The organism is uncultured Rummeliibacillus sp. (assembly GCF_934216135.1).
Taxonomy (GTDB): Bacteria; Bacillota; Bacilli; order Bacillales_A; family Planococcaceae; genus Rummeliibacillus.
The window spans coordinates 1-25369 of the sequence record NZ_CAKQBI010000015.1; the positions used below are offsets into that span (position 1 = coordinate 1).

Annotated in this window: 22 protein-coding genes and 1 other annotated feature; of the genes, 6 read left to right on the forward strand and 16 right to left on the reverse strand. The window is 35.2% G+C overall.

Going from position 1 to position 25369, the window contains the following annotated elements:
• Positions 1-468 precede the first annotated feature (468 nt).
• The 5 genes from Q0977_RS10955 to Q0977_RS10975 all read right to left on the reverse strand — a co-directional run bounded on the left by Q0977_RS10955 (position 469) and on the right by Q0977_RS10975 (position 6283).
• Positions 469-1407 (reverse strand): ABC transporter ATP-binding protein, encoded by a 939-nt coding sequence (locus Q0977_RS10955; RefSeq protein WP_119416832.1) that lies wholly within the window; start codon positions 1405-1407, stop codon positions 469-471.
• Positions 1404-2471, reverse strand: coding sequence for an ABC transporter ATP-binding protein (locus Q0977_RS10960; protein ID WP_119416831.1), 1068 nt, complete (start codon positions 2469-2471; stop codon positions 1404-1406). Before Q0977_RS10960 ends, Q0977_RS10955 begins: the two co-directional genes overlap by 4 nt.
• 15 nt (positions 2472-2486) lie before the next feature.
• Positions 2487-3506: an oligopeptide ABC transporter permease gene (opp3C, locus tag Q0977_RS10965; protein WP_119416830.1), complete on the reverse strand. Its 1020-nt coding sequence runs from the start codon at positions 3504-3506 to the stop codon at positions 2487-2489.
• Entirely contained in the window at positions 3506-4438 is a 933-nt protein-coding gene (gene opp3b / locus Q0977_RS10970) for an oligopeptide ABC transporter permease (protein ID WP_119416829.1), read from the reverse strand. The genes opp3C and opp3b overlap by 1 nt, the downstream gene beginning before the upstream one ends.
• Positions 4439-4588: 150 nt before the next feature.
• Entirely contained in the window at positions 4589-6283 is a 1695-nt protein-coding gene (locus Q0977_RS10975; protein ID WP_299513719.1) for a peptide ABC transporter substrate-binding protein, read from the reverse strand.
• Between the two features lie 255 nt (positions 6284-6538).
• Between Q0977_RS10975 and Q0977_RS10980 the strand changes: the two genes are divergently transcribed.
• Positions 6539-6883 (forward strand): DUF3899 domain-containing protein, encoded by a 345-nt coding sequence (locus Q0977_RS10980; RefSeq protein WP_158582396.1) that lies wholly within the window; start codon positions 6539-6541, stop codon positions 6881-6883.
• A gap of 53 nt (positions 6884-6936) precedes the next feature.
• Positions 6937-7156: a binding site (T-box leader), on the forward strand.
• Positions 7157-7198: 42 nt separating this feature from the next.
• Positions 7199-8188 (forward strand): tryptophan--tRNA ligase, encoded by a 990-nt coding sequence (gene trpS / locus Q0977_RS10985; RefSeq protein WP_119416826.1) that lies wholly within the window; start codon positions 7199-7201, stop codon positions 8186-8188.
• A gap of 426 nt (positions 8189-8614) precedes the next feature.
• Here the strand turns inward: trpS and fabF are convergent, their stop codons facing one another.
• Both fabF and Q0977_RS10995 read right to left on the reverse strand, forming a co-directional pair.
• Positions 8615-9850, reverse strand: a complete 1236-nt coding sequence (gene fabF / locus Q0977_RS10990; protein WP_119416824.1) for a beta-ketoacyl-ACP synthase II — start codon at positions 9848-9850, stop codon at positions 8615-8617.
• A gap of 26 nt (positions 9851-9876) precedes the next feature.
• Positions 9877-10815, reverse strand: a complete 939-nt coding sequence (locus Q0977_RS10995) for a beta-ketoacyl-ACP synthase III (protein ID WP_119416823.1) — start codon at positions 10813-10815, stop codon at positions 9877-9879.
• 192 nt (positions 10816-11007) lie between these two features.
• Here Q0977_RS10995 and Q0977_RS11000 point away from each other — a divergent pair, with 192 nt between their 5' ends.
• Entirely contained in the window at positions 11008-11211 is a 204-nt protein-coding gene (locus Q0977_RS11000) for a YjzD family protein (protein ID WP_119416822.1), read from the forward strand.
• A 139-nt stretch (positions 11212-11350) separates the two neighbouring features.
• On the opposite strand, the gene Q0977_RS11005 is transcribed toward Q0977_RS11000, so the two are convergent.
• Positions 11351-13495: an ATP-dependent Clp protease ATP-binding subunit gene (locus Q0977_RS11005; RefSeq protein WP_119416821.1), complete on the reverse strand. Its 2145-nt coding sequence runs from the start codon at positions 13493-13495 to the stop codon at positions 11351-11353.
• A gap of 376 nt (positions 13496-13871) precedes the next feature.
• Between Q0977_RS11005 and Q0977_RS11010 the strand changes: the two genes are divergently transcribed.
• On the forward strand, positions 13872-14576 hold the full coding sequence (locus tag Q0977_RS11010; protein WP_119416833.1) for a Crp/Fnr family transcriptional regulator: 705 nt from the start codon (positions 13872-13874) through the stop codon (positions 14574-14576).
• 186 nt (positions 14577-14762) lie between these two features.
• Here the strand turns inward: Q0977_RS11010 and Q0977_RS11015 are convergent, their stop codons facing one another.
• The 4 genes from Q0977_RS11015 to Q0977_RS11030 all read right to left on the reverse strand — a co-directional run bounded on the left by Q0977_RS11015 (position 14763) and on the right by Q0977_RS11030 (position 18426).
• Positions 14763-15428, reverse strand: a complete 666-nt coding sequence (locus Q0977_RS11015; protein ID WP_206426808.1) for an ABC transporter ATP-binding protein — start codon at positions 15426-15428, stop codon at positions 14763-14765.
• Between the two features lie 12 nt (positions 15429-15440).
• A complete protein-coding gene (locus Q0977_RS11020; RefSeq protein WP_299513735.1) occupies positions 15441-17015 on the reverse strand; it encodes an ABC transporter permease in 1575 nt (524 codons plus the stop codon).
• Between the two features lie 282 nt (positions 17016-17297).
• Positions 17298-17606 (reverse strand): metal-sulfur cluster assembly factor, encoded by a 309-nt coding sequence (locus Q0977_RS11025; protein WP_119416818.1) that lies wholly within the window; start codon positions 17604-17606, stop codon positions 17298-17300.
• Positions 17607-17658: 52 nt separating this feature from the next.
• On the reverse strand, positions 17659-18426 hold the full coding sequence (locus tag Q0977_RS11030) for a prolyl oligopeptidase family serine peptidase (protein WP_119416817.1): 768 nt from the start codon (positions 18424-18426) through the stop codon (positions 17659-17661).
• A 420-nt stretch (positions 18427-18846) separates the two neighbouring features.
• On the opposite strand from Q0977_RS11030, the gene Q0977_RS11035 reads away from it, so the two are divergent.
• Positions 18847-19656 carry a Cof-type HAD-IIB family hydrolase gene (locus Q0977_RS11035; protein WP_119416501.1) on the forward strand — a complete coding sequence of 270 codons (810 nt, stop codon included), beginning with the start codon at positions 18847-18849 and terminating at the stop codon, positions 19654-19656.
• Positions 19657-19676: 20 nt separating this feature from the next.
• A complete protein-coding gene (locus Q0977_RS11040; protein WP_299513742.1) occupies positions 19677-20534 on the forward strand; it encodes a DegV family protein in 858 nt (285 codons plus the stop codon).
• Positions 20535-20872: 338 nt separating this feature from the next.
• Here Q0977_RS11040 and Q0977_RS11045 read toward each other — a convergent pair whose 3' ends face one another.
• The 4 genes from Q0977_RS11045 to Q0977_RS11060 form a co-directional block, all read right to left on the reverse strand.
• Positions 20873-22339: an alpha-amylase family glycosyl hydrolase gene (locus Q0977_RS11045; protein ID WP_299513745.1), complete on the reverse strand. Its 1467-nt coding sequence runs from the start codon at positions 22337-22339 to the stop codon at positions 20873-20875.
• A 388-nt stretch (positions 22340-22727) separates the two neighbouring features.
• On the reverse strand, positions 22728-23090 hold the full coding sequence (locus Q0977_RS11050; protein WP_124217352.1) for a YisL family protein: 363 nt from the start codon (positions 23088-23090) through the stop codon (positions 22728-22730).
• Between the two features lie 140 nt (positions 23091-23230).
• Positions 23231-24133 carry a fumarylacetoacetate hydrolase family protein gene (locus Q0977_RS11055; RefSeq protein WP_119416497.1) on the reverse strand — a complete coding sequence of 301 codons (903 nt, stop codon included), beginning with the start codon at positions 24131-24133 and terminating at the stop codon, positions 23231-23233.
• Positions 24134-24174: 41 nt separating this feature from the next.
• Positions 24175-25368 (reverse strand): DUF418 domain-containing protein, encoded by a 1194-nt coding sequence (locus Q0977_RS11060; protein WP_241155038.1) that lies wholly within the window; start codon positions 25366-25368, stop codon positions 24175-24177.
• Position 25369 lies beyond the last annotated feature (1 nt).

Below are 25369 nucleotides of genomic sequence, written 5' to 3' on the forward strand. Positions count from 1 at the left end.
AAAAAAGCGAGTATGAGAACGAATTGATTGTTCTCATACTCGCAATAAAAATCAGAAAGGACTTTTTCAGTGCCCTCGCAAAGACAAAAGGGATTTTTCCTGTCGGGGCTTTCAGCTCAAGCTATTCCCGCAGGACATTGAATTGGCTTCCTCGAAATTACACCGCACGAAGAAAATGTGAATACATTTTCGAGGATCGCCATCCTCCACTTCACACACCATTCTTAATGATAATCATAAATGCAGAATCGTATTTTTTCAAAGAAAGAAATACTATTAATGAAATTAGTTTTATTAAATTCAATTGTTCGGACCTAGAAAGGATCAACTTTGTTCTGTCCCATCCTCTTTTTCTTCTTCGAAACCGTTATGATCTCTTAGCAATAATGTCTTAAAATACTAAAGGGAAATTGCATAACGCAATTCCCCTCTTTTACATTGATGAAACAAAATTAATAGTAGCTTAATTTACAGATGTTCTGCTTTTAGCTTTTCTAGTTCTTTTTCAGAACAGTAAACAAAATGATTTGGTCGTACCTCGTGCATTTTTACTTCTTCACCTGGTTGATAATGATGTATATTCGGGTCATATGATTTACGCACGCGAGTTCTTTCATAATTAGGGTCTGGAAGCGGTATAGCAGAAAGTAAAGATTGTGTATATGGATGCATAGCATGTGCATACAAATCATCCGCAGGAGCTAACTCTACTAACTTACCAAAATACATTACACCAATACGGTCAGAAATGTATTTAACCATCGACAAATCATGTGCGATAAATAAGTAAGTCAATCCTTTTTCTTCTTGTAGTTCTTTTAATAAATTGACAACTTGCGCTTGAATGGATACATCTAAAGCTGAAATTGGTTCATCTGCAATGATAAACTCTGGTTCAACAGCTAGTGCTCTTGCAATCCCTAAACGTTGGCGTTGACCACCTGAAAATTCGTGTGGATAGCGATTAGCATGTTCTTTGTTCAAACCTACAGTTTCAAGTAGCTCATATACACGTTTTTTACGTTCACTATCATTTTTGACCAAGCCATGAATATCTAAGCCTTCTGCAATAATATCCATTACTTTCATACGTGGATTTAATGAAGCGTATGGATCTTGGAAAATCATTTGCATTTTACGATTAAATTCTTTTAATTCTTTTTTTGACTTTTTACCGTGAACATTTACACCATCGTATAGTACTTCGCCATCTGTTGCGTCATATAAACGGATAATTGTCCGACCTGTAGTTGATTTACCACAACCTGACTCACCAACTAAACCTAGTGTCTCTCCTTTATATATATCAAATGAAACGTCATCTATTGCCTTCACTTCATTTGCTTTACCTGGATTGAAGTATTGTTTTAAATGTTTAATCTCTAATAGTTTTTTGTCAGATTTCATTTGTTTGTACCCCCAATCGTACCTGTATAGTAACGGCTACCTGGGAATTGTTTCATACGTTCAACAATGGTCGCTGGTGGCTCTACTTGTGGAGCATCTGGATGCAGTAACCAAGTAGCTGCGTAATGTGTATCACTTACTTTGAAGAATGGTGGGTTTTCTTCTAGATCAATTTGCATCGCATATTCACTACGTAACGCAAATGCATCTCCCTTTGGAGGAGACAATAGGTCTGGTGGCGTACCAGGAATTGCATACAATTTTTCATCTTTAATATCTAATGAAGGCATAGAACTTAAAAGTCCCCATGTGTATGGATGTTGTGGATTGTAGAATATTTCATCAACCGTCCCGATTTCTACAATTTTACCACCATACATTACAGCTACACGATCAGCTACATTTGCGACAACACCAAGATCATGTGTGATGAAAATGATAGATGTATTGATTTTCTTTTGTAAGGATTTCATCAGTTCAAGAATTTGTGCTTGAATGGTTACATCCAATGCTGTTGTTGGTTCATCCGCAATTAGTATATGTGGATTACAAGCCAGTGCAATCGCAATTACAATACGTTGACGTTGACCACCAGAAAATTGGTGTGGGTATTGTTTTATACGAAGTTCAGGTTTAGGCATCCCAACTAACTGTAACAACTCTATAGCCTTTTTCTTTGCTTCATCTTTTGAGACGTTTTGGTGTTTCAGTATCGGCTCCATAATTTGTTTACCAATTGTCATCGTTGGGTTTAAAGATGTCATCGGATCTTGGAAGATCATTGAAATATCTTTACCGCGAATTTTTTGCATTTCTTTTTCGGACAATTTCAAGATATCTTTCCCGTTGAAAAGAATTTGTCCATTCTTATATTCTGTATTGTTTTCAGATAATAATCGCATAATCGCTTTTGTCGTTACGGATTTTCCCGAACCCGATTCACCAACGATTGCTAGCGTTTCACCTTTTTCTAAATCAAAATTGACACCACGGATGGCTTTCACTTCACCAGCAAATGTGTGGAAGGAAAGCTCTAAATCTTTTACTTCAAGAATTTTTTCCATCTTGCTTTCCTCCTATTAATCTTTCATTTTCGGGTCAAGCGCATCACGTAACCCATCACCAAGTAAATTGAATGCAATCATTAAAATACTTAATACCGCTGCTGGGATACCTAGCATATACGGTTGGAATTGAAGCATTTTATAACCATCATTAATGAGTGTACCAAGTGAAGCATTTGGTGCTTGTAAACCTAATCCGATGAAGCTTAAGAACGCTTCGAAGAAAATAGCAGTTGGTACTGTAAACATCGTATTAATAACAATAATCGCCATAATATTTGGCAGTAAATGTTTGAAAATAATACGGCTATTACTAGCCCCCAATGTTCTAGATGCTAGTACGAACTCTTGGTTTTTAAATTTCAGTACTTGCCCACGAACAATTCGAGACATACCGATCCAACCTGTTAAAGCAATTGCAATAATAATCGCCGTAATACCTGGTTCCATAACCATTAGCATCAAGATAACAATGATTAAATTTGGAATACCCGCTAAAATTTCAATAATTCGTTGCATAATATCGTCGACTTTACCGCCATAATAACCTGAAATACCACCGTATGCAACACCGATAATCACATCAACTAAAGCAGCTACAAAAGCGATCAAGAGTGAAATTTGTGAACCTTTCCAAACACGTGTAAATAAGTCTCGTCCAAGACTATCGGTACCGAACCAATAATTTTCTTTGACATTTTTTTGCGCATATACATCAACTTTTTTACCTGCAACCTCTGCATAGCCGTCCGCAATACCAAGTGGTGCCAGCCAAGAAATTTTGGGTGGTAAATTTGCTTTTGAAACGTTTTGATCATTGTAACCATATGAATTTAAATGTGGCCCCACTAATGCAATTATGACAATGAAAATTAAAACAATCATACTAATTACAGCGGCCTTATTTTTTCTTAAACGTAACCAGGCATCTTGCCAGAAATTCAAAGATGGTCTGGCAATTTGTTCTGCATGAGTACTGTTTACTTTTACCAGTTTAAAAGCTTCAGGTGGTAATTTATCATATTGTTGTGTCATTATTTTGTACCCCCTGCCAAACGAATTCTTGGATCAATGATTCCATATAGAATATCCACGATGAAAATAATTACAATCAATAAGAATGAATAGAACATCGTAGTACCCATAATAATTGGAAAGTCATTCATATTGATAGATTTTACGAATTGTTCCCCGATACCAGGTATCGCAAAAATTTGTTCTACAACTAATGATCCTGTAACAAGACCAGCCGCTAAAGGACCCATAACTGTAATTAATGGAATCAATGCATTTCTAAACGCATGCTTGAATGCGATTTCAAAACGACTAGCACCTTTTGCTTTCGCTAACAGAATATAATCTGAACTTAATACTTCTACCATTTCAGTTCGAACGAAACGGGCAGCTGTTGCGAGTGGTCCAATGGCAAGTGCAATTGTTGGCATGATACTTGAAGAAAAACCATTTTTCCAAAGTGCCACAGGGAGCAGTTCCCATTTAACCCCTACCCAATATTGTAAAAGAGTAGCAAATACAAATGATGGAATTGAAAGTCCGAAGATAGCGATAAGTGTACTACCATAATCCCACACTGTATTTTGCTTTAACGCGGCTATCATCCCCAAAATAATACCTATAAGTGTACCAAGTACTAATGCTTGAATACCTAATTGGAAGGATGGACCAGCGCGGTTAATAATCAACTGAGTTACGTCAGCACCTTTGAATTGGAACGATACACCAAAATCTAGTTTAACCATATTGCCTAGATATTGCAGGTATTGCTCTGGCAATGGCTTATCCAATCCATATTTTGCTTCAACCACAGCTAATTGTTCAGGAGTTAGTTTAGGTGCGGAAGAGATAGGAGAACCTGGAAGCATCTTCATTAGGAAAAAAGTAAATGATGCGATCAGGAATAATGTGATGATCATATAAATTATTCGTTTTGTTACATATTTAGCCATACTTGCACCTCCGATTATAATGCTTCTTCATAAGCATTTGATTCAAAAATAAGAATTTTCCGTCAATTTTGCTAATTTTAAAAAGAGAGTATATGGAAGCTATACTTCCATATACCCCCTATTCTATGATTCTAAACTTTGTTCATAGTATTATTCTTTACCTGCGATATAAGCCCATTTATAAGAATAATCTGCTCCAAAGTTATGAATTACTAGGTCTTTTACATAAGGTTGTTGTAATGCAATTCTTGTACGTTGGTATACTGGTGCGATTGCTGCATCAGTTCCAACAACAAGTTTTTCAGCATCAGCAAGTGCTTGCCAACGTTTAGCTGGATCATTTGCATAAGTTACATTTGCATCTTTGACTAATTTATCGTATTCCTTAGAATTGTAGCTCATTTTGTTTTGAGCACTATCAGATGTCCATAAGCTGATGAATGTCAATGGATCTTGGTAGTCAGGACCCCATCCAGCAAATTGAATATCGTAATCTTGTTTTGTATCTAAGTCGATACGATTTTGGAATGGAACTTCTTTAAGTTTGATTGATAAACCAGGTAGATTTTTTTCTAATTGGTTTTTCATGTATTCATCCATTTTCTTAGCTAAATCTGAATCATCACCTAAGAATTCTAACTCAACTTTTTTCACGCCAAGTTCTTTTAAGCCTTTTTCCCATGAATCTTTTGCCGCTGTTGCATCAAATTTGTTCATGTCGCCATTAACATCACGGAAATCTTTTTTGTTTTCATCGAAAGTGAAGTTTTTAGGTACTAAGTAATTTGCTGGTTCAGAACCATTAGCTAGTACATTTTTAGTTAACTCTTCTTTGTTAAATGCTTGAGCAATTGCTTTACGGATATTTACGTTAGCAAGTGGTGTATCTGTTTTACCACCACGTTTTTGGTTTAGTTTTAAATAGAAGACTGAAGCTTCTTCTGTTTTAACTAAGTTTTTATCGTTTGCATATTGTGCAGCAAATTCACCGCTAAGGCCTGCACGGTCTTTTTCACCTGAGTTGTAAAGGTTAACTGCTGTAGATGTTTCTTTAACAACGTCGACATTGATTGTATCAAGTTTTACATTGTCTTTATCCCAGTAGTTTTCGTTCTTTTTGTATTTCCAAGTTAGGCCTGTACCATCCCAATCAGAAAGGACGAATGGACCATTGTATAATAAGTTGTCAGAGTTTTTAGCGTATTGTTTACCTTTTTCTTTAACAAATTCTTCTTTTTGAGGTAAGAAAGTACCGAATGCCATTAATGATAAGAAGTAAGGAACTGGTTTTTCTAACGTAACTTCTAATGTTTTTTCATCTACAGCTTTAACACCTAAAGTATCAGGTTTAGCCTTACCTGTAGAAATTTTTTCAGCGTTTTTGATTACGCCATTCATCATATATGGACCGTACTCAGAACCTGTTTTAGGATCGATTGCACGTTTCCAAGCGAATTCGAAATCATTTGCTGTTACAGCAGAGCCATCAGACCATTTAGCATCACGTAATGTGAATGTATAAACAGTACCATCTTCGTTAACTTTTGGTTCACCTTCAGCGATTGCTGGTTCAGCAACGTTGTCTTTGTTTAAACGGTATAAACCTTCGTTCACATTGTTAAGAACTGTAAAACCTACAGCATCTGTTACTAATGCTGAGTCTGCAGTTGGAATTTCTGCAGTTTCCATAAGGTTCAATTCCTGTTTTGCATCTGGTTTATTTGTTTTCTCTGTGTTGTTATCAGTACCTTTAGTTTCGTCTTTATCTTTACCGCCACAAGCAGCCAAGAAGACGCTAAGTACTAATACAAGGCTTAATAGCCAGACTAGTTTACTTTTCTTCATAAAGTAATAACCCCCTTTAAAATTTTGAAAATTTGTTACATTCCTAATTATACCTAGACTTTCGAAGTTGTACATACCTTTTTTAGAAAATTCATTTGATTTCGTTTTATCAAAATAATATAAAACCCTTAAAAGCCTTTAAATATCAACACTTTTTAGAAATTATTTCAGAAATAAAAATTTTTCGTTTACAAAGATTTTTTTGATTTTTTCATAGATTCGAATTAATATATTAATAAAATGGAGGGAATTTTATTGAAAAAACAGGCATTGCCTTTTTTAATACTACAATTAGTAATACTTATAACGATATGGTTCTACTACAAAGAGATAACTTTGCTTGGCTATATCAATGTATCCTTTATATATGGTGCGTTTCTTTTATTTATCGGTTTGGCAAGTTACGTACTTTCATCAGGATTTTTCGATTTGTTTTACTCCTCTTCTCGAAAATTGATGTCTTTCAAAAAAAGAGGATCTGATATGGAGCAAATGAGAAATCCATCAGAAATTATTAGTTACAATTTTACATTTATCTTACTATTAGGATTAGAGATTATTATCTGTATGGTAATAGCGCTGATTGTATATTACCAATGATGTAGTAGAGACTTGAGTTTTGTTAGTATCTATATTATAATTTTCATCATAATATTTAGACGATGACGAAGAGTAGTACTTAAAGCTCGTGTGTTTAGAGAGTCTGTGGTTGGTGAAAACAGATCATACACTTTAAGGAATGGACTTCTGAGTTAGCTTTTCGAACCATGTTGTAGTAGTGAAGCTCGTGTTTCTCACGTTATGAGAAAGAGTGGTCGATTTTTCGACAAGCTTGGGTGGTACCGCGGATTCAAAACATCATTCGTCCCTATTAGGGATGCATGATGTTTTTTTATTCTAAGGAGGAATTATTACATGAAAAGAATTTTCTCAGGTGTTCAACCTACAGGCGTTATTACATTGGGTAACTATATTGGTGCCTTCCGTCAATTTGTCACAATGCAAGATGACTATGATTGTATCTTCAGTATTGTTGACCAACATGCAATTACAGTTCAACAAGATAGCGATGAACTAAGCAAAAACATTCGTACTTTAGCAGCAACATATCTTGCAGCAGGTATTGATCCTAATAAGTCAACATTATTTATCCAATCTGAAGTGCCCGCACATGCACAAGCTGGATGGATGCTAACTTGTACATCTTACATCGGCGAACTAGAACGTATGACACAATTCAAAGATAAAGCAAACGGAAAAGACGCTGTTTCTGCAGGTTTACTTACTTATCCACCTTTAATGGCCGGCGATATTTTACTTTATAACACAGATATCGTTCCTGTCGGTGAAGACCAAAAGCAACATCTTGAAATTACTCGTGACTTAGCTGAACGATTCAACAAACGCTATGGTAAAACATTTAAAATTCCAGAAATTCAATTACCTAAAAACGGTGCTCGTATTAAATCATTACAAGATCCATTGAAAAAAATGAGTAAATCAGATGAAAACAAGAAAGCAACTATTCGTATTTTGGATTCAGCAAAAGATATTGAGAAAAAAGTGAAATCTGCTGTTACAGATTCTGAAGGTATTGTGAAATTTGATATTGAAAACAAACCAGGTGTATCAAACTTACTTACAATTGAAGCTTCTTTAACAGATGTATCAATTGATGACTTAGTCGCAAAATATGAAGGTCTTGGTTACGGTGCATTTAAAGCAGGTGTAGCTGAAAGTATTATCAATCACTTAACGCCAATTCAAGAACGATTTGCTGAATTGATCGAATCACCTGAACTTGACCATATCTTAGATATTGGTGCAGAAAAAGCAAATGCAATTGCTAGCGAAACAGTTTCGAAGATGGAGATTGCGATGGGCTTGGGTAGAAAAAGACGATAAGCAGTCCTATCCAAGAACCTAAAAAAATTTTAAAATCGATTGTATTCAAGATAAACTTGAATACGGTTGTCCACGTATAACCTAGTGCATGATAGTTTAAATATAAAATCATATGTGTAGTAGTTAATACGATTAACCCGTAGCAAATTAAAAAGCCAAATAATCTCATATGCATTAAATCCTTTACTATTTTTTATAGTCTATGAATGAAAGCCTTTCTCTATTCATGAGAAAGGCTTTTTAATATGATTGTTATTTTGAGTTTCTTCCTATTATATAGTTTTTAATACTTTAGTAAATTCAAGCGTTAAAGTTTGGCTATTGATATTTCATAAATATAAGTTACTATTTAAAAATATACAAAAACAACACAGGTTGATAATCCCTGTGTTGTTTCAAATTATCTAGTTAAGTTACTAGAACAGTTTAGATTTTTTTGAATAATAGTGTTGCGTTGTGACCACCAAAACCAAGAGAGTTGCTTAATACATAATTCACATCTTGTTGACGCGCTTCGTTTGGTACATAATCTAAATCGCATTCTTCATCTGGTGTTTCAATATTCATAGTCGGTGGTACAATTCCTTCTTTTATAGCTAAAACTGAAAAGATTGCTTCTACTCCACCAGCTGCTCCTAATAAATGCCCAGTCATTGATTTTGTAGAACTCATTGCTAATTTATAAGCATGTTCACCGAAAACAGATTTCACAGCTTTTGTTTCATATAAATCATTATAATAAGTACTAGTACCGTGCGCATTGATATAATCTACAACTTCAGGTGCTACTCCTGCATCATCAATTGCTTGTTGCATAGAACGTGCGGCTCCTTCACCTTCTGGAGCTGGCGCTGTTATGTGGAACGCATCCCCTGTTGCACCATAACCTACTACTTCTGCATAGATTTTTGCATTACGTGCTCTAGCATGTTCATATTCTTCTAAAATGACAATTCCTGCACCTTCACCAATGACAAAGCCATCACGATTTTTATCAAATGGACGAGAAGCAGTTTGTGGATCAGGATTTAATGATAGTGCCGTATTTGAACAAAATCCTGCTACTGCCATATTTGTAATTGGTGCTTCAGCTCCACCTGTAATCATTACATCAGCATCACCGCGCTCAATTACCTTAAATGCATCCCCAATTGAATTTGTACCTGAAGCACAGGCAGTCACAGAACATGAATTGATAGCTTTCGCTCCAAAGTGGATAGACACTTGACCTGCTGCCATGTCTGGAATCATCATTGGTACAAAGAAAGGACTTACACGACGTTGCCCTTTCTCGATGAAATTCATAAATTGTTGTTCATATGTTTCCATTCCACCAATTCCTGACCCTATCCAAACGCCAGTGCGAAGACCTAATTCTGGTGTGATTTCAAGATTCGCATCTTCGACAGCCATGATTGAAGCCGCTAAAGCAAATTGTGTAAACCGATCCATTTTGCGCGCATCTTTTCTAGGAATATACTTCTCTATATCAAAGTCTTTTACTTCAGCAGCAACGTGAACAGGGAATTTTTCTTGGTCTAGTCTTGTTAAAGGTCCGATTCCAGATTTCCCAGCTTTGATATTTTCCCAAGTTGTTGAAATGTCGTTTCCTAGTGGCGTTACTGCCCCAATTCCAGTCACTACTACTCGACGTTTAGTCATGATTATAACTCCCTCTTTTCGTTATGTTATTTACCCCATTTAATAGCTACAGCACCCCAAGTTAGGCCACCACCAAAGCCTACTAGGACGATCAAATCATCATCTTTGATCTTACCATTTTCTAACTCTTCTACTAAAGCATTGCCTATAGATGCTGAAGACGTATTTCCGTATTTTTTAATAGCTGTTGACATTTTTTCAGCTGGTAAATCTAATCTTTGTCTTGCTGATTCCATAATACGAATATTCGCTTGGTGTGGAATTAAATAATCAACGTCATTCTTTGTATAACCAGCTTTTTCAATTACATTTAAAGCTGATTGCCCCATTTGACGGACTGCGAATTTAAATACTTCACGACCATTCATAGAAATATAGTCGTTATCGTTTTGGAAAAGATATTTACCACCAGTTCCATCAGCGCCTAACTCGAATGAAAGTATTCCTCGTCCTTCAGAAACTTTCCCGACTATTGCTGCTGATGCACCGTCTCCAAACAATACAGCTGTATTACGGTCTTTCCAATCTGTTATTTTTGAGAGTTTTTCTACACCAACTACTAATACATAATCATATGCATTATTTTCAATAAATTGTTTTGCTGTTACCAAACCATATATATAGCCAGCACATGCTGCAGAGAGATCCATAGCTGCTGCATTTACTGCACCTAATTTTTCTTGAATCATACATGCAACACTAGGAAATGGACGATCCGGTGTTACAGTTGCAACTAATATTAATCCAACTTGTTCAGCAGTTATACCTGCATTTTCAATTGCGTTTTTAGCTGCTTTAAATGCTAAGTCTGATGTATTTTCGTCATCCGCAGCTATATGTCTTTCTTCTATCCCCGTACGAGTTCGAATCCACTCATCAGACGTATCCATTATTTTTTCAAGATCAAAATTTGTTACAACCTTTTCAGGAACGTATCGTCCAACTCCAATAATTCCAGCATTCATGAGGTAACGCCTCTCTTCTTTGTTATCAATTATTAGTATCTGGTCTTAATTATAGCGAATATTTTTTTAGTTTTCAACTTTTCTTATAATTTTGCCGTTTTATGTACAAGCTATTTTGAAAAGAATCTTTTAATTAAACAGTCATATATGATATGATAGAACAGGTAGAAAAGTCAGTTAGAGGTGAAACAAATGAAATATATTATGTTAGTTATTTGGTCTGCATTATTAGTTTCTACATTGAACTATGTAGTCAGCTCAATCAATAATGTACCACTAGATGGCCCTGCATTTACAAAAGGTTTATGGATTTCACTTATCATTTCTGCATTAATCCTTGTATTGGATGCAGTTATTCCATCAAAATCACCTAAAGAAGTAGGTCATCAAGAATAATGAAAATCCTGCCCATCGTGTGGCAGGATTTTTTTAGTATATAGATAATGTATATCTTTATCCTCTGGATGAAGTAAAAAATCCCGATGATTTAAACTTCATCGAGATTTTTTCTTTATAGTGTTAGCGCTTGAGATATTTATCCTTCTTTATGAATGATAACTTGATCATCTTCCATAGATACTACTAATGTATCTCCTGCCATAGCTTCGCCCTTTAATAATTCTTGTGCAACTAATGTTTCAATATTGCGTTGTACAAAGCGACGTAGAGGTCTAGCACCGAATGCGGGATCTACTCCTTCTTTCGCAATCCATTGCATTACATCTTCTGTTACTTGTAAGTCTATTTCTTGTTCAGCAACACGTTTTTGTAACAACTTAATATATTTCTTAGCAATTTCAAAATATTGTTCATTCGTCAATGAATGGAACATGATTATATCATCTAAACGGTTTAATAGTTCTGGTTTAAAGTGTTGTTTTAATGCTGCCATGACCAAATCCTCAACCGCATGCTCACTTTCTTGCTCTTTCAAATCCATTAAATAATTAGATCCGATATTAGATGTTAGGATAATGACTGTATTTGTAAAGTTTACTGTACGTCCTTGACTATCTGTAATACGACCATCATCTAAAATTTGAAGTAAGATATTCGCTACATCTGGATGTGCTTTTTCGATTTCATCTAATAGGACGACTGAATATGGATTACGTCTGACAGCTTCTGTTAGTTGGCCACCTTCTTCGTAACCGATATAACCTGGAGGTGCTCCGACTAATCGAGATACACTATGTTTCTCCATATATTCGGACATATCAATTCGGATAAAGTGATCTTCTGAGTCGAAAAGTTGTGCTGCTAATGCTTTTGCCAATTCAGTCTTACCAACACCAGTAGGTCCTAGGAATAAGAAGGATCCAATTGGTTTGTTAGGATCTTGAATTCCAGCTCTAGCACGCCAAACAGCTTCTGTTACTAAACGTACTGCATCATCTTGACCAACTACTCGTTCATGGAGCGTATCTTTCAAATGCAATAATTTTTCACGTTCGCCTTCGACTAATTTTGTTACTGGAATGCCTGTCCATCTAGAAACGATCGATGCAATTTCTTCAGAAGTAACATCTTCTCTTAAAAGTCTTGTTTCGTTTTCACCTTGCATTGTTTTTTCTAATTGTTGCAATTCCTTTTCAAGTTCTGGAATTTTGCCGTGACGTAGTACTGCTGCTTTGTTTAAGTCATAATCATTTTCTGCGTCTTCTAATTCTCTACGATATCGGTTCAGAACTTCACGTTTTTCTTGAATTGTATGCAATGAAGATTTTTCTGATTCCCATTGTTCTTTCATCGCTTTTGATGATTCTTTCAGTTTTGCAAGTTCTTCACGTAAAGCAACCAAACGTTTTTGACTTGCATCATCCTTTTCTTTCATCAATGCTTGTTCTTCAATTTCTAATTGCATTTGTCGACGTGTTACTTCATCTAACTCTTGTGGCATAGAATCAATTTCTGTACGAATCATTGCACATGCTTCGTCGATTAAATCGATTGCTTTATCTGGTAAGAATCTTTCAGTTAAATAACGATTGGAAAGTTCAGCAGCTGCTACAATTGCTCGGTCATGAATCTTTACTGCATGGTGTAGTTCGAATCTTTCTTTTAATCCACGTAGAATTGAAATGGTATCTTCTACAGATGGTTCACGTACTAATACTTGTTGGAAACGACGTTCAAGTGCAGGATCTTTTTCGATATACATACGGTATTCATCTAAAGTTGTAGCACCGATACAATGTAGCTCACCACGCGCTAACATTGGTTTCAACATGTTGCCGGCATCCATCGCACCATCTGTTTTACCAGCTCCAACGATTGTGTGAATTTCATCGATAAATAATATAATACGACCTTCACTTTCTTTTACTTCTTTTAATACGCCTTTTAACCGTTCTTCAAATTGCCCACGATAACTTGCACCAGCAATCAATGCACTCATATCTAATTCATAAATGAGGCGGTCTTTTAATCCTTCTGGTACATCTTTTTTAACAATACGTTGTGCTAATCCTTCTACTATTGCTGTTTTACCAACACCTGGTTCACCGATTAATACAGGGTTATTCTTTGTTTTACGAGAAAGGATACGAATGACATTTCTGATTTCTTGGTCACGACCAATTACAGGATCCATCTTTCCTTTTTTAACTTCTTCTACTAAGTTTCGTCCAAATTGTTCCAATGGGCTTTTTTGTTCTTCATTGTTCATTTGCATTTGCATAAGATCCAACTCCTTTGTTTGACCTTTATTGACCTTTTGGTTAATTACATTATAGTTTCGTTATTCTTAAATGTAAAGAGAAATGTTTGACCTTTTTTGACCTTTTGTCAAAGGCATTATTTACATAGTTCTTTCTTCTCTTTAGTTCCTTTGATCAATCATTTGTGCGTTAGTTAAATTTCTATTCTTCATCTGATTTTATAAAACTTAAGGTTCAATTTCCTTTTCACTTACTCTACTTTTGTTACCTATACTACTACTAATACTCATACTGTTTCGAAAAATTTTCAAAAGAAATGTGACAATTTAAATGTATCGAAATAATTCAATATTCCTATGTTATAATGAAGGAAAATTAGGGAAGGTTGTAGATGATATGGTAAACTCTTACACGATAGCTCCACTTCCTGATAATATTTCAAAGATTTTTAAAGAAAATGGTTCACTTATTAAAATTTCAAAAGGTAGTCATATTTGTCTAGAAGGTGAACGTGTAAAAGATATTTTCTACGTTGTATCCGGGAAAGTGATTTTATCCAAAGAAACTGTAAGTGGTAAAGAATTGACTCTACGAATTTGTGGAAGTAATGATTGTATTGGCGAGGGAATTATTTTTAGCAAAACAGGATATTATCCACTAAGTGCTAAAGCATTGGAACCATCAACTGTCATTACCCTCGATCGGAATTTGTTTGAAATGTGTTTAAGTCAAGAGCCTACTATATTAATAGAATGCATTAAGTGGTTGCAATTGCAAAATTTAAAAACACAAACAAAAATGCGCGATTTACTTTTATACGGGAAAAAGGGAGCGCTTTACTCCACTATTATACGTTTAACTAATACTTATGGCATTTTTCAAGATTCTGGAGACATTGTCATTGATTATCCATTAACTAATTCTGACCTTGCCAACCTATGTGCAACTAGTCGGGAAGTGATCAATAGAATGCTACATGATTTGAAAAAGCAAAAGGTCATCTCATTTGATAAAAGTATTATTACAGTCCATAATTTAGAATTTTTGAAGAATGAATGCGAATGTGAAAATTGCCCATTAAGTGTTTGTCGAATAGACTAATTTACATCTTTTATCTATACCCATCTACAATATAACTATACAAAAAGCTTGGTTCTACAATGTGTAGCAACCAAGCTTTTTGATTTTATAGAAGTAGATTTCGTTAGTACCTTTCAGCTTGCGATTTGTTTGTTGCTAAATGAGGAATTCTTAGTTTGTTTATTACAACTCGTTGTTCCCCTATGTTCAATGATGTTGTAGTTCGTTAAATTTTTTATGTTTTAATTCGAGTACGATATCGCATTCTTTTGCGATTTCTCTTTCATGCGTGATGACAATGACGCATTTACCTTGCTCGTGGGCAAGTTCTTTAAAAAGCCGAATGATTTCTAAAGAATTTTTTTCGTCTAAGTTTCCTGTTGGTTCATCAGCTACTACAAGTTTTGCTTCACAGCACATAGCTCGTACGATTGCTACGCGTTGTTGCTGACCACCTGATAGATGTTGCACGTTTTTTTGTGCCATTTCCTTAGTAATCCCCACTTTTTCTAGCATAGAGAGCGCATAATCTTTCCTATTAGTAGATTGACTATGAGTGATTTCCATTGCGGATACAATATTATCTACTGCAGACATATAAGGTAGTAAATTATACGATTGGAATACAATCGACACACATTGGTTCCGGTAATTTGTAAGGCCTATCTTTTTTAATGATTTGCCTTCATACAGTATTTCACCTGTTTTTGGAACATCTAGTCCAGCGATCAAGGATAGAAAAGTTGTCTTTCCTGACCCGCTTGAACCTAAAATACTGTATAGTTTTCCCTTTTCAAATGTCAAATTTACATTTTCATATAAAGCATCATCTATATTTTTATACCAATAGTTTACGTCTTTTACTTCTAACATCATTTCACCCTCTTATGAGATTAAGATTTTTTTAGGTTGCATACGCATAACACCGATTGATGCAATGATTACTGCTAGGAAGCTAATAGCTAATCCAAATCCACCTAGCTCAACTAATTCTTTCAATGATAAAGTAATATTCAAATCTTCAATTTGCTTTGCGTTTTCTGCACTAGATGCTCCAAAGTTTGAGAAGGATGGCGCCCCTCCACCGTTTCCGGGACCGCCTTGACCACTAGGTGCCTGTCCTCTATTTCCGCTTGGTCCTCCGTTTTGACCAGGGCCTCCTTGACCAGGGCCTCCTTGATTATTTGGTGAAGAAGCCGTAGTTGTTGTTTGTTGTTCTAATAGCTGTTCACCCACTATATTGCCAACAAATTTACCACTTACTCCAGAAATGACAAGCGCAATGTCTAGGACTGCAAGCAATTCTGCGAAAAATTGACCAATAATTTTGGTACGCTTTTCACCAAGAGATAGTAGTACTCCAATCTCATACTTGCGTTCGCGAATCGTTAATATAACGATTAATGCGAGAATCACAGTACCTGCTACTGATACAAGGATGACAATTTTTTGTGCAAAGCTCTCGACATTTTCAAGTGGTTGAATCATTTGTTGATATACTTGGTCATTTGTACGTAAGCTGTATGTGTCCGTATCAAGACCAGCTTTTTTAGCATCTTTCACAAATGTATCCATTTTTTCTGGATCAGATAATGTATAAACAGCTGAATCTGCACTATCTTTATAGTCAGCGCCTTTAACCTTATTAGCAAATGTATAAGAAGTATAAATGGCATTATAAGGATTTAAAGCGGCATTTCTCATACTTCTTGCGTCTGCCGTTTCGGACGTTTTGTAAATACCTACAACTTTCAATTTATAAGCTGTATCTTCATCTTCGGAATCGGCAACTTTAATCGTGTCACCTACTGAAATATCGTTTGCTTCTGCTAAGTTTGTTTCGATTACTGCTTTATTAGTATTGGCGTCATCTTCAGTAATACCTACACCTTCAGTAATTTCTGCCGTTCCATTTGTGAAGTTACTTACAGTATCTGTAGCATTTGTGCCTTCAATGGTGATATCTCCCGATGACATCTTCATCATCTGCATACCCCCACCACCAGGACCTCGTTGACTACTTCCTTCCTTGTTTGAAGCGTTAGAAGAAGCATCTTCTTCCCCATCATCTGAAGAAATAGCGTCAAAAGATTTCGCATTGACGGAAGTCGATGATGAAATGTTATAAGATGAGACGTTAGTCAACTTCGCTAATGTATTCACAGTATCTAGATCAACCGGTGTGATGGAAAAGCTCCCAGGGTCAGGTCGCTCACTCTTATCAGAGGAATCATCACTACTAGATGAACTTGACTTCTTCATCGCATTCTCCATGTTGGTAGATAGCGTAACCGTTGCCCCCATACTTTTCTTGGCATTTTCTGTTGCTTTAAGCGAAGCGCTTTGTATTGTTAATCCTGCTAAAATGAATATTAATATCGCTGAAAATACAAAAGTGAGTAAAAGAGTTCTCCCTTTTTTCGCTTTTGTACTATAAAAAGCACGTTTAATAAAATTCATTTAAAAGCCTCCTATCATAGTAAATTGTAAATTTCGCATTTTTTAAACTCAGTACATTTTTCATTCTCAATCCGAGCTCGTTTTTGATTGATGTCATTAGTACTGTATCTCGTTTACAAAACTAGTATAGAAAACGAATGTATCAGGAATGTGTCAAAGAAAAAAACACTCGATTTCTTATTAGAAATCGAGTTAATCGTTAAAGTATTAAGATTTATCATATGTATATTGTTCTAAAAAAATCAGCAAGGAATTTTCTCCTCACTGATTGATTTTGTAATTTTATCGAATGCCAAGCGCCATTTTAGCATAGCGAGACATCATATCTTTTGACCAAGGTGGATTCCATACTACATTAACATCCACATCTTTTACTTCAGGAATCTCAAATAACGCTGTGCGAATTTGATCGACGATTACCGGACCTAATGGACAACCCATAGAAGTAAGTGTCATTGTAATCATGCAAATCCCTTCATCATTTAAATCTACATCATATACTAATCCAAGGTTTACGATATCGATACCAATTTCAGGGTCAATTACATTTTCCAAGGCACCTAGAATATTCTCTTTTAAATCTGCATCCATGATGTTTCCCCTTTCTCCATGTTGTTTACTACATCATATCATTCAGCAATCGTTATGCCAAATGGTCTGCAAGCCATTTTGTTCCTGCAAGCATTCCTGCACGGGAAACTTTATGACCAGCCTTCTTATCCACAATAAATGTTAAATCCTCAGGGTGTTCTGCATAATCTTGCTGTATACTTTCATAAAATGCATAAGCAGGTGCAAATGGAACTGTATGGTCTTTTTTACCATGCCAGAACAATACAGGACGTCCAGCCATAGTTTCAGGATGTTTGCTCATATCAAAGTAGCTAATTGTTTTATACATCTTGTCTAATTCTTCTTCACTTAAAGGAATGTCAAATCCTTTTTCTTTTATTTCTGCGATTTGACCTTTCGCCAATTCAAGATAAGCCGGCGCTCCCATCATAACAGAAGCTGTTTGAATCCATGGATACACTTTTAAGCAACCCATTGTTACAATTGCACCCATAGAAGTTCCTGAAAGACCGATTTTATCGGTTTCAAGTAAGCCTCTTTCTTTCAATTGTTTATATAAATAAGCCACTTCTTCGATTGAAGTAAGGACAATCTCCCAGAAACGTAAACTTATTTGAATTTCATCTAAGTTCTCATCACGCTCACCATGTAGCAAGGCATCAGGCAATAAAACACGTACACCTCTATTTACTAACTGATATGCATAATGTAGATTATGCTCTTTTGCACTTTCAAATCCATGTAAAAAAATGACTACTGGTGATTTTGCAGTGACAGTTTCTTCATTATATATATGCAACAAAGGGATATTACCCCAAACTTCATGATCCACTTTCATCCTATTCACTCCCTTATCTCTATATTGTAATGTTATCAAAAAATAGGAACCGTTACAAAGCTTTGGTTGATATAACATGCTTTATGTATTTAGGAAATCAAAATTTAGTATTTGCAGGTAAATACACACTTGAATCAATCTATTAAATCTTAATTGTAGTAACATAATAAACGACTAATTTGAGAATACGATCATTAATATTGGAAATCCTAAGACGAATTCTTCATTAAAATACTTTTGAAAAAGAGTCTATAACAAAAACACTAACATTATTATTATGCTAACATCACTAAACTTTGACGAAACACGCATAGAAAGGATAAACTTTATATATATTTCCTTAAGTTGGTGGTATTTTTCCACATACTTAAGGACAAATTATATCCCCGATGAATAAGAAAAACGAAGGGAGTGTTACAAATGGTACAACCCCATTTGATTGTTTTAGATTTAGATGGTACTCTATTAACCGATGAAAAAGTGATTTCTGAGAAAACGAAGCGCACGTTATTAAAGGCAAAAGATGCAGGTCATGAAGTGATGATTGCAACTGGACGACCTTATCGTGCGAGTAAAATATATTATCATGAACTAGGTTTACATACACCAATTGTCAATTTCAATGGTGCTTTCGTCCATCATCCATTAGATCAAAATTGGCAAACTGTACACAGCCCAATCGAACTTAAAGTGGTTCAAGAGGTAGTAGAATCCTTAAATCGTGATCAGTTTGAAAACCTGGTTGCTGAAGTAATGGATGACGTATATGTCCAATACCATGATGAAAAATTACTCAATATTTTTAGTATGGGCGATCCTAGAGTTACAACAGGTGCCTTAAGAGATTATTTAAAAGACAATCCAACAAGTCTTCTAATCCAATCTAACGAAAAAAGTGTTCCTACTATTCGCAAATACTTAGCGGATACAAAAGCGGAACTCATTGATCATAGACGTTGGGGAGATCCTTTCCCAGTGATTGAAATTGTAAGACATGGTATGAACAAGGCTGTTGGTTTATCTCATGTTGCAAAAGATTTAGGCATTCCTCGTAATCGAATAATAGCATTTGGCGATGAGGATAATGATTTAGAAATGATCGATTACGCAGGTGTAGGTGTTGCCATGGGTAACGGAATCGGCCAACTGAAAAATATCGCAAATGAAATTACCAAAACAAATAATGAAGATGGAATTGCCGAAATATTAATCGATCGTCTTCATTTATAAGAAATATAGGGGGTTGAAAAATGAAGATCTATGCAGATAGCGCTTCTGATTTACCGAAATCGTTTTACGAACAAAACAATGTCATCATATTACCACTACGAGTTCAAATGAAAGGACAAGAATATGATGACGTAATTGGTGTTGACATGCAAGATGTGTACGATACGATCCGTGCAGGGGAAATGTTAAAAACATCACAAGTCTCACCAGAACTATTCTTAAAAGAGTTCACTGCACTTGCACAATCCGGTGAAGAAGGACTTTATATTGCTTTCTCATCTCAACTTTCAGGAACATATAATACAGCAGTTATGATGGCGGAACAAGTAAAAGAAAAATATCCTGACCTTAAATTAGTCATCATAGATTCTAAATGCGCTTCAATGGGATGTGGCTTACTTGTTAAAGAAGCAGTACGCCTCCGCGAAGAAGGAGTATCCTTCGAACAAATCGTTGAAAAAATCCGTTTAAATGCTGAACATATGGAACACTTATTTACAGTAGGAGATCTAAACCACCTAGCAAAAGGCGGCCGTTTATCAAAAGCTAGTGCCTTTATCGGTAGCATATTAAGCATTAAACCCGTTCTGGATGTTGAAGACGGTAAATTAGTTCCTATTGAGAAATATCGTGGACGTAAGAAAGTTATAAACAGACTTATCGAGTTAATGGCTGAACGCGGTGATTCCCTTTCAGAACAAGTTATTGCTATTTCACATAGTGATGATTTAGAAGATGCCGAAGAGGTCAAATCACTAATCATTGAAAACTTCCATCCAAAAGCAGTTGAAATTCATCTAATAGGTTCAGTTATTGCTGCACATACTGGAACTGGAACGTTTGGTATCTATTTCTTAAATAAACTACCAAAAGAATAATAGTTGTCTCAATTTAAAACCCCCGATTTCAATTTTAATCGGGGTTTTTAGATTATATTCTGTAATTTGTGGACAAACTAGGATAAATCTACCTTCTAAATATGACTTAAATTGCTGAGAGGGCGAATACAATTCCTTATGGAGCGAATAAAATCCATGTGGGAGCGAATATTCTCGGGTAAAGAGCGAATTATTCCTCACAGAGAGCGAATAAACCGTCCAAAATTTTATACCGCACAGCAAATTCTGATTCCAAAATATACACATCTCAAGTATTGCTATTTAAAAAAGGATATAAAAATCCCTTGATCTCACCGATGAAATCAAGGGATTTTTCGTTATGCATTTTTACGGTTACGGCCTCTTCTTAATATAGCTACTATAAAAGCGATGAATAGGACGTAAACTAATCCTAACGCAATCATATATGGAATATTGATACCTTTTTTATCTGTTACTTGATAAAGTTCTACGAGTTCACGTTCTAATACTAAATTATATTTACCATTGTCGCTTTGATGAACAATATCACTTTCGAAAAGTCCACGAAGCTCTTTGTTTTGCCCAATAACAGATGAATCTAATTGATATCTTTTCGTTTTATCTGTATTGTTGACCATCACTATCCATTTTTCATCATTAGAATAACGTTCATAAACCATGAGACCATTTTTATTTTCTAATAATTTAAATTTACCAGTACGAAGCGTTTGTGATTTATTTCGAACTGATTGGAGATCCTCAAGGTAATCCATGATGTCTTCTTTCGTTCTGAAATCCATTGCTGCATGAGTTTCTGTAGGTTTAACACCATTTTGAGCAATTTCCGTACCGTAAGTGACGATTGGTACACCAGGCATTGTCATTAAAGCCCCTAATGCTACTTTGATGCGTGTTGGTGGAAACATATTTTCTTCAGCAGCTGCATGTGTAAAACGTGCACTATTTAAATCATCTATCATTAATGCTGTCGGTTTGTTTGTTTCACCGTTTACAAATGGCTTGTACGGTTCTTCTACTTTAGATGAGTCTTCATCGACATTTTTAAAAATTGATTGATACGTGCCAATCGTTTGTGGATTGTAATCTATATCAAAATCTGCATCACTTGGTTCGTTTGATATTACATAAAGTTCTTTATCTTGTTGTTTCAAAGCTTTAATCATTTTATTGATAAATGCTGTATCTACATTTTCTAACTGTGTTAATCTAATCCCATCTACTTTATATTTTGCTATAAAGTTAGTCGCAGCATCTATTAATGCTTGTTGCACATCTGGGTTATTTGTATTCCAATTAATGCGATGATTATTAGCCACCGTATACCAATCATTATGATTTTCTTCTAATGCCCAGGCATGGTCTTTACTTACATTATTAATCGGGAAATCGACCATTGATTTAATATCATTTTTGTGTAAATTTTTAATTAGTGATTTTAATTCTTTGCTTGTACCAAAATGTCTTTCTACTTTGCTATAATCTACTACTGCACTTCCATCATATGTAGTGGATGAAAAAACAGATCCTAAAGAAATCATGGTAAAGCCCATACTTTTAATATGTTCTATTTTTGTATCAATACCAGCAAAATCACCGCCATGAAAGGCTTTTGGATCTTTTGCATTAATATTATAATCGTTTTCCACGCTTTTATTGAAAAAACGATCGACTAGTACATCATAGATACTTTCGTTCTCAATTTGATGTGTGTTTTCTTCGGCATGTGCAATTGTCGTTGTTCCAATTGTAGACGCTAACAACGCTGATGCCACAGCCGTACTTATCCATTTTGCTACGTTCACTCTGAAGTCCTCCTCTGCAGAACTGTCCAAAGTAATTTTAACAAACCAATTCGAAACTCTCCATGCTTTCACTCAAAAAACACATAAAACAAAAACAAATTCGACAAAACTGTGAAAATCATCACCTTTTACCAAAAGTATAACCAGCCACCACTTTGTTTCAATCATATTTTGCAAATGGAAATTTCTTCAAAATAGAAAGCTCTAAAGGAAATAAAACATCCTAAAATAGAAATAAACTCATCAAAATTAGAAATAAAGAATCTTAAAAAAGTAATAAAACCTCCCAAAATAGAAATAAAGCTAGCCATTCCCCGCAAATCTTTCTTTGACTATAAAAAAACATCCCAACATAGTTAGGATGCGAAGTCTTTCTGCTATTTAATTCTTAAAAACCTGCGTGTAGAAATCCTAGTGGTAGGCGATAGCCCATGTAAACAGTGAATGCAAGAACAAGAATAAATATAATCCAAAGAACACCAGTAGATTTTTCTTTTTCTTTACGCATTAAAACAATTTCCATCATACTAATTACTAGAAGTCCACCCACTAGTTTTAAGCCATATTCCATAGCTAGATTACCAGCCATTTGTAAACTAAATACATATCCACCTGAAATAAGGATCAAAATGTAGAATACGCGTAAAATCATATGAGTAACTTTTTGACCTTTAGATCCTGCATGCATCATGGCAGATACAAGGAAAAGGATGATTGCGATTACAATCGAAGTTAAATGCAAGTGTATCATTTTTCTAAATCCTCCATATACTTTTTAATTGTCACATTTATCCTATCAAATCAGTAGTAACTATACAAATATAAGAGACCGATGAAAAGATACTTTCCATCGGTCTGTGTCAAAGTGATGGCTATATTCTAGCAAATTACTTACTCAAAGCGATTTACTAAAGTACCAATTCCTTCGATAGATACTTTGACAACGTCGCCAGATTTAAGGTATTGAGGTGGATTCATACCTAGACCTACACCAGCTGGAGTTCCAGTAAGAATCACATCGCCTGGTTCTAACGTAACTAGTCTAGAAATGTCAACGATTAAATCCTCTACGGAATGCATCATATCTCTCGTTGTTCCATTTTGACGAACTTCATCATTTACTTTTGTCACAACTGTTAAATTTTGAGGATTTGGAATTTCATCTTTTGTTACTAAGTATGGTCCCATTGGGCATGAACCATCTAAACTTTTACCTAAGAAGAATTGTTTATGTTTTGATTGTAAATCACGTGCAGTAATATCATTAGCAATTGTGTAACCAAATACATAGTCAAATGCTAAATTTTTAGGAATGTTCTTGCCTTTTTTCGCAATGACAACAGCAAGTTCCCCTTCATAATCTAATTGTGAAGTCACATCAGCATGAACAGATAATGTTTGTTCATCCGCAGCGATGGCTGTTGGAGCTTTAGTGAAGACCATAATATCTTCAGGTGCGTGCTCTGAACCCATTTCTTTTGCATGCTCATCATAGTTTTTACCGATACAAATAATATTTTTAGTTGTACGTGGTATTGGTGCTAACCATTCAATTTCTTTGAAGTCGCGTTTGAATTGTGATGTATCCTCTAACTCTTGTGCTGCTCTTACTAGTTTTCGAGTTTGCTCAACAAACTCATAGCCATTTGTCATACCTTCTACAATGGTTTTTGCATAAGAAGGGAGCACTTGAAGCGATTCTTGAATTGCTAATACATCCCAAACAGCTTCTTCTTTTTTGACCTTTGGACCAAAACTTAAAATGTCGTTATAACGAAATGATAAAATTTTCATGAATATTCTGCACTCCTTCTTTTTTTACCATAATACAACATTTACACACTTTTTTCCTCTTTTTTCGGCATATATTTTCCATAAGTTATTCTTTTCCATACTGCTTCAATCGGTCCTTGCTTAAAAAATAGAAACCAAAGTGATGCAAAGACAAGTTGTATCGCATATATACCAACAGCCAAAAATGTTGCTGTATCTACTCCTACTTTACCGTAAAGGCCAAAACCAAAATGATAAAAAATTAATGTGCAAATAATAGATTGCGTTAGATACACCGTCATCGACATTCGCCCGGCTTTTGCTATAGGAGTTAATATCTTTGTTGCAAAAGGAATGCAACAGATTAAGACAATCACACTTGCATAACCAATAGCTAATATTGGGCCGCCAAAATAAGTTTGTACATAATCTAAAAAATAATTACGATTCAGTGTAAATGGTAGAGACTTCAAATAGATGCCAAGTGGTATCATTATGACTGCTAATATGCCCCATAAAATATATTTGTCTTTTGCTTTTTCAATCAATTGCCATTTGGAAGCGGCTGCTCCAATAAGCATATAAGGCAAAATAGTAAAGAGTGCCATCAACCACATAAATGGAGAAAATTGAACAGATAAATCCGATAAACGTTGGATAAATGCATCTGTCCAAGAACCTGCACCATATGCTTTTAAAGCACTTTCCATCGATTGAATATCGATAAATTGAGACGATTCCGTACTTGAAGGATCCGCGATTGACGCTAATCCTGTTAATAATGCTAAAACACCGTTAATCCCCATATAAAAGATTAAACCAATAGCCAATAAGAATCCCGGCTTTAAGCGAATGAGCGTAAGTAGTACTAATCCACAAAAAGCATAAGTCATCAGAATATCTCCCCACCAGATTAAAAAGGCATGCAATATCCCTATAACAAATAAAACAACGAGTCTCTTTATACCAAATTTATAAAACGAATCCCCTAATCGAGTAGCTTTTGCGTATTGCATCGCAAGCCCATAGCCAAAAAGCATGGAAAACAAAGGATAAAAGCTTCCTTGTACAAAAATATCCAGACCCTTTTGAAATTCCTTATCGATTGGAACTGAAAAAAATGTTTTCAAATCGATATAAGGAGCTGGTGTACTAAATGCAAACATATTCACTAGTAAAATCCCTAGTAAGCTAACACCTCTTAAAATATCTAACGTATCAATTCTTTGCTTACTAGTTGTTGGTGTACTATTCAAT